The following is an 11,270-nucleotide window of genomic DNA, read 5'->3' on the forward strand; positions in this document are numbered from 1 at the left end:
CAATAATTCGTTAATGCCATTCAGTCGAAATTATTAGGTATCACCTCCACCATTTCAGCATTGTAAAAGTCGGGGAACTTGATCAGATGGTCATGAAGCCTTTCCCGTACTTCATAAGTCTTACACCATCCACTTCGGTTTTTTGCATTGATCAGTTTTAAGTTAGTTTCCTCATCAAACCTGACGGTCACAAAAAAACTCTTAGAAAAGTCTGGATTATCCATAACCCTGAACATAGGGAATCTATTGAGGTGATCTCTGACCCTAAAAAAAACCTCGAATCCGCGACTTCTGCCACTTCTCGACGTAGCAGAACGCAATAAACTCTCTGTCACAGAATCGAGTTTGAGTCTGACGGTATTTCCCAATGCTGGAGAGCTGCTATATCTCCTCATCACAACCTCCTTATTAAAATCACGATAAAGACATAATAACTCAAAGCCACCGTCCGAACGATATACTAAAAGTAACGCATTTATTAACAAATCCATAACAGAACAAGCTACCATTTTAATAAATGGCTGCATTTAGCACTTATCAACTCAAACGCATATCTGTGCACACTTGGCAAAAATGAGTTAGCTTTTAGGTATAAGATCATATCGTCCTTGTTATCCACGCCCATGATCGAATAGGATTTAGAAATCCTATTCTTAGATGTGCCAGACGTGACGCATAATAATTTTGAAATAAATTCGTGGCTAAAGCCGCTAAAGAAAAGACAGAAACTCTGATATACACCAGGCTCAAGAACTAATGCAGGGTTCTTTAAATAACTCACATCTCCCGCAACATAGGAAATGCATTTGCTATTTAAACTACTAAAGACAACATCTTTTAAAAAACTCCATGCAATGAATATCTCAGAATTGATATAGATTACTTGAAACAATACACACCAGTAAAAAGACCCCTCTATAATAACACTCTTAATCATGGCTACATCTGCATTTGCAAGAGCCTCTACTTCACTCTCAAGTAGCAAACATTTAATTTCAAGAGGGAGTTTTTCAAACCAGAAGGCAGAGTCATATTCACAGCCTTTTATAACATTCGAAAAATTGTGATTTGAATATACAAAGACACCAGAAGAATTTCTGATACAGATAGGAATTTCAGAATTATCAAAAATTTTGAATCCTGTTGCTTCTTGTTGTGATTGACTGGAATCAGAAGAACGCATAAGATCGCGCGCACTCATATAACCTCCTTGCTAGGCTGTGTGGGTAGCTGGTACTTAGGGGCTCAATCCCTGGGTACCAGCGATTCGACAAAACTTGCCGACAATCAAATTTTAGTTAGGACACTGATAAAATATACCTTTACCTTCAGTACTTGTCATTAAAAAAACACAGTTAAATGTGATTTTTAAGACATCTATATAGTTAATCATTATCGGTTTCTTCACCTGACTCTGGAAAGAAGGTTTCCACGATCTCTTTAACATCATCTCGAATATTCTGAACCATTCTCCTGAACTCAAACTTATCGTTTCCTGCAATATGTGGACTCATGGACTCCATTGCGAGAAGCTTACTGGAAATAAACTGTGTTTTAAGTACGGCTTCAAGAATAGTTTTATTGAAAAGCATCTGGTTGAACGGCGACTCCTTACGTTCCATTTGCGCCTCATAGACACGCAGACCTAGTTCAACGAGCATCGATATAACGCTCGAACTACTGACATCTTCTTTCCTGGCCCCCTCTGCACGACGCTGTTCGACGATAGCATTTATTTTATTTACCACGTCGTCGCTTACATATGCTTGTATCTTTGCCAAAGCTCATCTCCTTTTTTTGTGCTGTGGAAGGATATTATTTTGACTGTCGAATAGCGCCTTCCCACCGTCAATACATCCGGCGGATTGCAGGCGATTCATCCAGTGGTTTTATGACGAATCGTCGGCGATTCACATGGCGAATTGCCGACAATCCACCATCACACAACGTTATGAAATATATATCGTGAATCGTACATGAATCATTAATGAATATCCAATGATTCATACAGTAGTCGCAAATGAATCTTATAAACTTCCACTCTGGAACTGAGTGGAATTTAAAAAACATAAGTACATGACTTGGAAGGCCAATCAGCAAAATTTTAATTTTGCGTGGGGTGTGGTGCTTTTGGTGGTGAGGAGTGCATATTAGTTGAGTCTGGGCATGGGATGGGTTAACGTATTTCCGGCATGGTGCCCGGAGGGAAGAAATGAAACGGATTGCTCTTACGTTTTTAATGTTGGCTTTTTCTGGAATGTTGAACGCTGCTGATTGTTTTGATCTGGCAGGAAGGGATTATCATATAGATCCGGATCTGCTTCGGGCAATCTCCTGGAATGAATCGAACTTCCGCACAGACGTTAAAGGCTACAATCCTGTTTCGGGCTTTGGCTCCGGACTTATGCAGGTGGACTCCCAGCACTTTAACGAACTGGCTCGTTATGGAATAAAACCGGAGCACCTTATTTCCGATCCGTGTATGAATATCTACACCGGGGCTTACTATCTTGCAATTGCATTCAAAAAGTGGGGAGTCAGCTGGCAGGCCGTGGGCGCTTATAATGCAGGTTTCAGAAAAACAGAAGAACAGGCGCAGAGAAGATATGTCTATGCCAGAAAAATTGAGGCAACATATCGGGCGATAAAGAATAATAAAAATGCAGCGCAGACTCTTGCAAAACAGTAAAAAGACCTCAACAGGAGGTCTTTTTATTCATCCAGTATTTATGTCGTCAATCAATAGCCCGATAAATTAAATCTGCTTCAGGGTGTTTTATGATACTGATGTAGTCTTTCAGTGCATCCTGACGAGCGACGAGGTGTTTACAGACTTTCGAATATTCAGGCCCCATATCTGCAACCTGCCAGGACAACCAGTTCATGATCATCAGGGTCGCAATAATTCCGGCAGCATCGGCACTGACCTCTGCTTCAAAGTAATTACCGGGAATAACCATGTTATAGCGCTGTTCACCTTCCGGTGCGATATATCCGGTTTGCGTCGTGGTGAATCTGACACAGTTCGGAGCAACGTTTCCTCCGGTGCCCTGCGGAATAATCCAGTAATTCCAGAAACCGCCATCATAATCTGAATGCTGACGTAACCAGCTGGCAATCATGTTATCAGCAGAAGGCGTAAAAAAGAGCGCAGGAATAAAATCCAGACGTTCATCACCATCTGTAACAGAGTAGCGCTGGCGTTCATCGATCTTAAATTGTTCGGCTGATTCACGAGTGGCGGTTTTGACGTTTAATGTGTGCATTCTGGTTTTCTCCTCATTGGGTTATTACATCGTTCGACTTCATCACTGAGCGGCGAAGGGCAATGAGCAGCTGACAGTAAGGAAATAAAGGGGCGCGCAGCGTTTATATACCCCTTTATTTCCTTACTGGCTGATGCTAAAAGCAGCCCTCCGCGAACTGATGAAATCGGGCGATAGTCACACCAGGAGAATGCACACATCCCGTAACGGAAAATCGGCGTAAGACGAATTACCGTTACGGGCTTCAGAGTGGAGGTAATTTATTACCGCCACGGTGAAAGCGGCGCATCCATTCTGGATGCAGCAAGCATGAATTTGAATTTGCGTCAGGATGGACGCCCGAAGGGCGGAGACGGTTTACCGGCTCCGTTCACGACAGCCGTGTCCCTTCAGGGACGACGCCCGGAAAAGAAAGGATAATATCCATATCAGCGACAGAATAATAAAGACCATCGCCAGCTGCGTATTCCGATGATTTCGGTCAGTGATTCCGGCGATTCCGATCACTCTTCTCGCGCTGGTTATTTCTTACTCTAGTTTTTAACTCGTCTGATCGGTTTGCGCCAGTTTTCGCATGGATTCTCCTTTCAGCTCAACCCGGTGACCGTTATGCAGAAGCCTGTCCATCAGCGCATCTGCAACCGTCGGGTTACTCACCAGTTTGTACCATTCGTTTACCGGCAACTGGCTGATGATGATGGTGCTTCCTCGCTGGTAACGATCTTCCATCACTTCCAGCAGGTCTGATGCCTGTCGCGTATTCAGCTTTTCAAGGCCCCAGTCATCAAGGATAAGCAACTCCTTTTTGGATAGCTGCAGCAACTGTTTCTGGTAACTGCCGTCAGCATGGCCTATGTTCAGATCATCCAGCAGTCGCGTTAACCGGTGGTACGCCACCTGGATATGCTGCTGGCATGCCTGCTCCCCCAGGGCGCAGGCTACATACGTTTTCCCACATCCTGTTGGGCCCGTGATCAGGATATTTTCGTGACGGTGTACATATGCCCCCGTCATCAGTTGTGAGAGCAGTTGCCTGTTCAGCCCCCGTTCCGGGCGATAGTCCAGTTGTGACGGCTGGGCGTCCAGCCTCAGTTTCGACTGCCTCCGCAGTCGGTTGACCTTTGAGACCTCGCGCTGCAGCAACTCGTGCTCCAGCAGGAGGCTAAGGCGCTCTTCGAAGCTCAGTGAGGTATAGGTCATCGGTTGTGACCATTGCAGTTCCAGTGCGTTACTCATGTGCCCCAGCCGCAGGGCGCGTATCTGTTCCAGCAGGTTGTTTTGCATCTTTTTTTCCTCAGTGGTAGTACCCGGCACCGCGTACGTTGCTGTGCTCTACAGGTGTGTCATCCGGCGTATCATCCTGCTGCCGGTCCCGGTGGTTTCTCAGCAGATTCAGGATCACCTGCCGCCAGGGGCGTTCCAGTAACAGTGCCTGTTGACAGGCATTTTCCAGCCGGGCTTCTCCATATTCCCGGCTGAGATTGAGCAGCCCCAGGCAGGTCCGGTAAGCCTGCTCAGGGTGGGGGCGGTGATACAGATGCCAGGCCACCACTGCCCGGGTGGCACTGCCGATACTCTCACCCCATGACAGCAACCTGTCCGGGCTCCACCGCTGCTGGCGGTGAGATTCCGGCATATGTTCTGTCTGCGTGGTGAAGCCCCCTTGTTGCATGGCCCGTGGATGCTGGGCGACCAGTATTCCTTTGTGATAGAGGCGCACGAGCCGGGCACCGGCTTCGATGTCGATATGGCTGCCAACCAGCGCGTGAGGCACGGAGTACGCATGCTTGCCGTACAGCACATGGTAGTCCGGACCCACTTTTGCCCTGCGGATATCAACGTATTCATAGGGGTATGGCGGCAGCGCTTTCAGCGCAGGTTTATCCAGCTGTTCGAACTGGCTTTTTCGGCAACCAGGTAACCGACGGAACGGGCGCTCATTCAGATCCTGCAGTAGCTCACTGATAGCCAGATTCAACGCGGCCAGCGTATGGAACACTTCGTGTCGCAACCGCATCAGGATCCAGCGTTCCACGACCTGAACGGCATTTTCGACTTTGGGTTTATCTTTGGGTTTACGCGGACGAGCCGGGAGTACTGCTGTGTTGTAGTGCCGGGCCAGCTTGCGGTAGTTCTCGTTCAGTACCGGCTCATAGCGGTCTGCGTGGGTGACTGCCGATTTCAGATTATCCGGGACCAGCAACAGGGGAACGCCGCCGAAGAACTCGAAGGCTCTGGTATGTGCCATCAGCCAGCTTTCCTGGCGCTGGTTTTCACAGGCTTCGACGTAGGTGTAGTTTGAGGCACCCAGCGTGGCGACGAAGATCTGCGCCTGTCTCACTTCCCCTGTATCCGGGTTAACGATGGGGATTGTGGGCCCGCAGAAGTCGAGGAACAGCTTCTCTCCGGCGACATGATGCTGGCGCATACTGCGTTTTTGTAGCTTCAGCCAGTCGTTGTAGAGGTTGCAGAACTGGCTGTAGCCGTAGGCGTTTTCGCCAGCCACCTGTTGATATTCCTGCCAGAGCAGGATTTTGGTCATCCCTTTGCGTTTTAGCTCCTGATGGCATAGCGGGAAGTCCGGCATGTGTTTATGGCTGTCGCTGGCGCGTCCGGTATAGAACAGCGCTTCGAGCTGAGACTCCGTCATGTCTTCCGGCAAAGGCCATGCCAGCTGACTGCCTCTGAAGCGGGTCACTACGTCAGAGATAGTGCTGCAGCCTATATTCAGGCAGGCCGAGATACTTCTGTTGGCCAGGTGGCAGTCAAATTTAAGGCGCAACACTTCTTTAATTTTACTCATCCGCGTTCTCAGTCTTGCCATGGGGACACTCCTCCGGAAGATGCGTTATCAGGAGAAAGTGTTGTCCATTGTTTTAAAAGTGAAAAGCGCGGGATTCCGACAATCCGATCACGGATTCCGAAGGCAGGATCACCGATTCCGATGGATGGCCAGATTTGGCCGGAACAAATCGGAATCAGTGGTCGAATTAAATCGGAAAGTGCGATCGGATTACATCGGAATCAATGGTCGGTTTGGGTCGGAATATGCACCAGCAGGAGAATGAAGAATAGTAATCAGCTAACCAAAAGACAGGAACTTCAGACAACCTCGCGCCGGAATAACGCAGGCAGCGCGTCAGCGCAGCCTGCTTATTCTGCGCCGCAGGCGCGCGGCCTTTGATGCCACCAAAGGCAGGACACTCCCCTGCCCTTCTGGATAGCTATGCAGCGTCATTTATACAGCGCAAAAATTCGCGCATGGCACTGATACGGCGCTGATCGTCCAGCCGCTTACCAAAGTTGTTGATGTAGTACACAGGCGTATACCGCACCCTGTTTAACTGCATCGTCAGCGTATTGCCCGTGACCACCTCGGCAGGAATACCAAGCAGGGAAAGCTGAATAAACGCCATATCGGCCGCAACAGGATCAATATCGATACAGCTTCCGAACATATGTTCAGACGGGTTATAGCCCGCCTCCAGCAGATATTCCGCATACGCCACAATCATTCCCGCCGCACCGCTTGCCGGATCGCTGACGGTCACGAATCCCTCACGGCGTATCGTTTCGTCGACGTCCGGCATCAGCAGCCTCGCCAGCAGTGACTGGACGTGATACGGCGTGAAATACTGTCCGTTGCGGTCGTCGCCCAGCTCAAGCTCCATGAAGATCGCGCCGAGGAAGTCGTGGAATTTGGCCTCCAGTGCGCAGACCATCAGGCAGAAAAGCGTATGCAGATTGCTGATATCGCTCTCGCCGTACTTCGAACAAATTTCACGGCTGCGATCGATGTTCTCCAGCGTTCTTATCTGCGCCATATCCAGTTCACTGGCCGCCAGTGTGATAAAGTCGCTGAACACCTCCCAGCGGCGCAGGTTGCGGGCGGTGTCCATGAACACGGTGACAAACTGGCGGCGGGATTCCCCGATGGTCATCATACGGTGCGGTATCGGCCGCGCGTTCATGGCGGGCAATACGGGTTTATCGGGTGTTACTGGTGCGGCCTCTTTCGCCTGGTCAAAAAAGCGGGCAAAACTGAGTTGAGACATCGTTCCTCTCCTTAAATGCCGCCCCGTAAGGAGCGGCTCAGTTATCAGTTAAATGCCCGCTTCAGTTCGAGCGTGCGTAACACCTGCCCCCACTCACTCCCGCGCATGGCAGGAATACGAACGGCGCGCCCCTTCTTCCGGCAGTGCGCTATGTGACGGCCCAGCGCCCGCATTTCGGCGCTGATGTCGTCACGGTCGATATCACTGCGTTTAATACGCACCTGTTTTTTTACGGGTGCGTTTTCCGCCTCAAGCATCTGGACATACAGGGCGGTCGGTGTAACAATCGAAACTTCACTGAATTGCATTGGTTTGTTCCTTTTGGTGAAGGCCGGATTAATCGTTGCAAGCGGGTAAATCCGGCGGGTTAAGGCAGGCGAAAGCCTGCTTTTCTCATTTCTGGCGCTGCACTCCCTCCTTAACGCGTGCCAGAATCTCCGCGTGGTCAAGGTTGCTGTAGTCGCGCATCCGGTAATAACGGATACCGATCCGCGCGTAGATTTCGGTCACATTGCCGCAGACCATTTCCGCCAGCATGAAGGTTTCACACTCGCCGTTCTCACTGCTGCGCCAGTTCATCGGGTACATCAGCCCCAGCGCATCATGGAAGGCGTGAACGTCGATTTCGACGGGCGCGGTCAGATATGACTTTTCGCGGCTCAGCCAGTACGCGCGTTCGGCCTCACTGGTCGCATAAATACCCGCTTCAGCGCAGGATTCGGTCAGATTTAAGTGCATGGTTTATCTCCTTCTGGTTAATGGCGTTGATATTTCGCCGTGGTGGTTATTCTTCGAACGTGATGCCGGAAAAATGCGCCATCAGGTGCAGCATGTCGGCAATGTCATCGACTTTCTGCTGAATGGCTGGCGTGGCCTTCTGGATGCGCGTGACAGCGGTTCTGAGTTCGCCCATATAGCGGTTTGCAGACTCGCCCAGCGCGGTTTTGTCCGTATTGCTCTGGTACTTCATCAGGGCTTTACTGACGTGGTTTTGCAGGGTATCAAGCTCGCTGAGCGCGTTTTTCTCCCATGCGTCGAAGCTGAACGTACTGTTCGTGTTACCGTTGCTCATGATGTTTCTCCGTTGTTGCTGGCGGCAGGGGATGCCGCCAGCCGATTAAGTAATCAGTAATCTGCCGCCAGCTCGTTCATCAGATCGTCACATTCACCCTGTGCGCGTTCTTCCTCCGCCAGTGTCAGCATGTAGCCTCTTTTTGCCGCTGTGCCGATAAATACAGGACGGTCTTTCAGTGGCAGTTCTGCCAGGTAACGCATAGCCATACCCAGCAGACGGGACTCATAAATCTCGTAGTGCAGGCCACACCCCCGGTTAGCCTGTATTTCCATACGGGCCAGCACCACGTCCGCGCGAATAACATCGAACGGGTTACGGGAATGGATATTGCGCACAAAGCCATCAGTACGCAGGGACGAGATTTTCACCCATCTTTCGGTAGATTCTTTGGTGGCGGTTTTGACGTTGACGTTTTGTGTGTTCATCCTGCTTTTCCTCCTGTCTGGTGGTTAATCCATCTCTCGGTGAGTTCCCTGGCGGCAAAGGGCAAAGGAGCAACGGCGGGGCGGCAGGAGAAGGGCGGAGACAAAAGTTTTTGCGATCCTTCGCAAAAAGTTTTGGCGGAGTGCATTTCACCCTTCGGATGACGACACGGCGGTGCTACGACCAGCCCTCCGCCCGGGGACTTAACGGGAGAGGGCTCGCCAGAGGTACGGGGAGAGGATGAACACACCCGACACGGCGGAACGACGGGGCGTCAGAGGACTGTCGGCAGTTTACCGCCGACAGGGTGAAGCGGCGCGTCCGTTTACGGACGCAGCAAGCGCAGGGGTTGACGTTGCGTCAGGATGGACGCCCGCAGGGCAGAGACAGCTTGCTGGCTCTGTTCACGACAGCCGTGTCCCGTCAGGGACGACGCCCGGATATTGCCGTAACGGTGATGCCAGCCAGTTCATTAGCCAGCCCCGCCAGCGTGTACCGTTTTTTATCCAGCACATCAGCCCGCAGCAGCAGGCTGTTTATCCGAAAGGTATCCAGCACCGGCATTCTGAGCAGACATTTAATCCGCTGTCCGCTGGCTGACTGAAGCAACAGCATCCAGTGGTCACAGACTTCGCCGGGGCTGGTCAGCATGAACCAGTGTCTGCCATGCGATGGAACATACCGCAGGCTAACGGGCCATAAGCCACCGTATTCAGTGTGATTCTCGGGTGAAACCACCCAGCCCTCCGGCAAAAGCAACTCCCGCAGCACGGCCTGCGTCAGCACCTGACGAGAAGACCAGCCATCAGAGCGAAACTGCTCATAATCCTCCGGCGTCATGGCAACCAGCGCCGATAATGTCAGTCCTTTATTCAGAATCAGCCTCCTTTTATGGCTGCAGACCACGACTGCTCTCCGGCTCCTGCAGCCCTGAAGATTTCCAGGGGATAATAACAAAACTCACCGGTGAGACTTCCCTCGATAATAGTCCGGTCGCGCCGCAAGTTCCCGCCCGATGAGTTCATCAGCAAACAGCGGCGCAATTCTGTTAACACGACGCGCCAGATTCCGTCGGCGGGTGGCAGCCTTACGCTCGTCGGTCCAGCGTCTGATCTGTCTGTCACACAGAAAATCAACGCAGACAGCATATCCGGCTCCGGCCACCCACAGTGACATCACGGACTCAGGGGCGGGCTTCCCTGCCTCCACCACTTCTGACGCCAGTTCAGGTTCACCGGGACAGGGACCGGGACGCTTCCAGCGCAGCGAGTAACGCCACTTCATACCTGACTCCGCGCGGTCAGCTTGTTGGGGACCATCCAGCGCTCCAGCTGCCTGACAGACTCAGTGCTTTCCCGCGCCAGCGCATCCGTTTCAGCCATAACAGTCCAGAAAGGCTGGCTCTCCGTCATCCAGCGCTCCACTGGCGCCAGTGACGGGAAACGCTCGCTCCAGCGCCAGAACATTTCCTCCAGGTCGAACTGACGCAGTTCAGTCCCCGACCAGCGCGCGCTCCAGCTGCTGACCGTTTCCGGGGTATGAAACGCCAGCTCAATCTCCGCCTGCCCCGCCAGCGCCTGGTACGCCCGCTCACGCTGACACCGTTCTTTGTGGCGCTGGCGGGTGTATTTTTCATCCCGCAGCGCGTCCTGACAGCGAACCCGCTCGGTCTGCTGAAAGGCCACCTCCGGAAAGAGGCGCTGACCGGCACCAACAGGAAGCGGCAGCCAGCAACGCGTCCCGCGGCTTTCAATCAGGGCATCGATGGCACTGAGCCAGCTGTCCCTGCTGCCCCGCAGCTCCCGCGCCGTCAGCACCGGCGAAAAATAATTAATTTCCCTGAGTGAGATGCGCGTGCTGCCCGTGAGCCGCCGGAAAAAGGCGCTGGCATACGGATACATCGTGGACACCGCGCCGCGCGACCGCCTGCGCTCAACTTCCGCGATGGCCTCCATCGCGGCGCGTCGCTCAGGACTGAAGGGAACCAGTGACAGGTTTGCAGGTATCATGCCGCGCCCTCCGCTGCCAGAATGCTGATGATGCTGGCCTGACTGTATCCGTCCGCATCGAGACGCGCCGTCAGGCTGACGGTGTGGCTGACAAGCTCCGGCTGGTAGCCGCTCAGGGTACGAATAACGGAGAACGGGCGACCGCTGGCGGGAACGAACACCACCATCCACGCCGGACTGATGGCACCTGGACTGCACACGGCAATATGGTAGTTGCCGTGCGGGGGCGTAAAGCGCACCTGCACGGGGAAGAAGCCGCCGAACTCGCTGCGGTACTCGCCGTTCATGTCCCAGTTTTCAGGGCAGGACAGGTCACGCATGACGGCGTGGGTCAGTTCGCGGCGGAAGTCTTCGCCGCTGTCACGCCAGTCCTCAAACTCATCACAGGACATCGTTTTCAGTACATCGGGGGTCAGAACAGTGCGCATGGGTCTCTCCTTAT

Annotated in this window: 16 protein-coding genes; 1 reads left to right on the top strand and 15 read right to left on the bottom strand. The window is 52.1% G+C overall.

Features of this window, described 5'->3' with window-relative positions:
• Window positions 1–20: 20 nt before the first annotated feature.
• The 3 genes from WFN87_RS21835 to traM form a co-directional block, all read right to left on the bottom strand.
• Window positions 21–527 carry a TraY domain-containing protein gene (locus WFN87_RS21835; RefSeq protein ID WP_336819719.1) on the bottom strand — a complete coding sequence of 169 codons (507 nt, stop codon included), beginning with the start codon at window positions 525–527 and terminating at the stop codon, window positions 21–23.
• Complete coding sequence (locus tag WFN87_RS21840) at window positions 503–1,201, bottom strand: hypothetical protein (protein ID WP_336819720.1); 699 nt, start codon at window positions 1,199–1,201, stop codon at window positions 503–505. Before WFN87_RS21840 ends, WFN87_RS21835 begins: the two co-directional genes overlap by 25 nt.
• Before the next feature lie 184 nt (window positions 1,202–1,385).
• Complete coding sequence (gene traM / locus WFN87_RS21845; protein ID WP_336819721.1) at window positions 1,386–1,781, bottom strand: conjugal transfer relaxosome DNA-binding protein TraM; 396 nt, start codon at window positions 1,779–1,781, stop codon at window positions 1,386–1,388.
• Window positions 1,782–2,212: 431 nt separating this feature from the next.
• Here traM and WFN87_RS21850 point away from each other — a divergent pair, with 431 nt between their 5' ends.
• Window positions 2,213–2,689, top strand: a complete 477-nt coding sequence (locus tag WFN87_RS21850; RefSeq protein ID WP_058673456.1) for a transglycosylase SLT domain-containing protein — start codon at window positions 2,213–2,215, stop codon at window positions 2,687–2,689.
• Between the two features lie 46 nt (window positions 2,690–2,735).
• Here WFN87_RS21850 and WFN87_RS21855 read toward each other — a convergent pair whose 3' ends face one another.
• The 12 genes from WFN87_RS21855 to psiB (WFN87_RS21910) all read right to left on the bottom strand — a co-directional run bounded on the left by WFN87_RS21855 (window position 2,736) and on the right by psiB (WFN87_RS21910) (window position 11,256).
• Window positions 2,736–3,266 carry an antirestriction protein gene (locus WFN87_RS21855; RefSeq protein ID WP_194516974.1) on the bottom strand — a complete coding sequence of 177 codons (531 nt, stop codon included), beginning with the start codon at window positions 3,264–3,266 and terminating at the stop codon, window positions 2,736–2,738.
• A 540-nt stretch (window positions 3,267–3,806) separates the two neighbouring features.
• On the bottom strand, window positions 3,807–4,550 hold the full coding sequence (gene istB, locus WFN87_RS21860) for an IS21-like element helper ATPase IstB (RefSeq protein WP_336819723.1): 744 nt from the start codon (window positions 4,548–4,550) through the stop codon (window positions 3,807–3,809).
• Between the two features lie 10 nt (window positions 4,551–4,560).
• Complete coding sequence (gene istA, locus WFN87_RS21865) at window positions 4,561–6,090, bottom strand: IS21 family transposase (RefSeq protein WP_336819724.1); 1,530 nt, start codon at window positions 6,088–6,090, stop codon at window positions 4,561–4,563.
• Between the two features lie 400 nt (window positions 6,091–6,490).
• Window positions 6,491–7,321 carry an N-6 DNA methylase gene (locus tag WFN87_RS21870; protein ID WP_336819725.1) on the bottom strand — a complete coding sequence of 277 codons (831 nt, stop codon included), beginning with the start codon at window positions 7,319–7,321 and terminating at the stop codon, window positions 6,491–6,493.
• A gap of 44 nt (window positions 7,322–7,365) precedes the next feature.
• A complete protein-coding gene (locus WFN87_RS21875; RefSeq protein ID WP_008324174.1) occupies window positions 7,366–7,629 on the bottom strand; it encodes a hypothetical protein in 264 nt (87 codons plus the stop codon).
• Between the two features lie 85 nt (window positions 7,630–7,714).
• Entirely contained in the window at window positions 7,715–8,059 is a 345-nt protein-coding gene (locus tag WFN87_RS21880) for a hypothetical protein (protein WP_086551391.1), read from the bottom strand.
• A 46-nt stretch (window positions 8,060–8,105) separates the two neighbouring features.
• Window positions 8,106–8,393 carry a hypothetical protein gene (locus WFN87_RS21885; protein WP_336819726.1) on the bottom strand — a complete coding sequence of 96 codons (288 nt, stop codon included), beginning with the start codon at window positions 8,391–8,393 and terminating at the stop codon, window positions 8,106–8,108.
• Between the two features lie 53 nt (window positions 8,394–8,446).
• Entirely contained in the window at window positions 8,447–8,821 is a 375-nt protein-coding gene (locus WFN87_RS21890; RefSeq protein WP_336819727.1) for a hypothetical protein, read from the bottom strand.
• Window positions 8,822–9,242: 421 nt separating this feature from the next.
• Entirely contained in the window at window positions 9,243–9,725 is a 483-nt protein-coding gene (psiB, locus tag WFN87_RS21895; RefSeq protein WP_336819728.1) for a conjugation system SOS inhibitor PsiB, read from the bottom strand.
• A 54-nt stretch (window positions 9,726–9,779) separates the two neighbouring features.
• Entirely contained in the window at window positions 9,780–10,103 is a 324-nt protein-coding gene (locus WFN87_RS21900) for a theronine dehydrogenase (RefSeq protein WP_072271145.1), read from the bottom strand.
• Complete coding sequence (locus WFN87_RS21905) at window positions 10,100–10,828, bottom strand: plasmid SOS inhibition protein A (RefSeq protein ID WP_336819729.1); 729 nt, start codon at window positions 10,826–10,828, stop codon at window positions 10,100–10,102. Before WFN87_RS21905 ends, WFN87_RS21900 begins: the two co-directional genes overlap by 4 nt.
• Window positions 10,825–11,256 carry a conjugation system SOS inhibitor PsiB gene (gene psiB / locus WFN87_RS21910; RefSeq protein WP_336819730.1) on the bottom strand — a complete coding sequence of 144 codons (432 nt, stop codon included), beginning with the start codon at window positions 11,254–11,256 and terminating at the stop codon, window positions 10,825–10,827. The genes WFN87_RS21905 and psiB (WFN87_RS21910) overlap by 4 nt, the downstream gene beginning before the upstream one ends.
• Between the last annotated feature and the right edge of the window lie 14 nt (window positions 11,257–11,270).

The sequence above is a fragment of the Cedecea sp. AS113 genome (assembly GCF_037152415.1).
Lineage (GTDB): Bacteria > Pseudomonadota > Gammaproteobacteria > Enterobacterales > Enterobacteriaceae > Cedecea.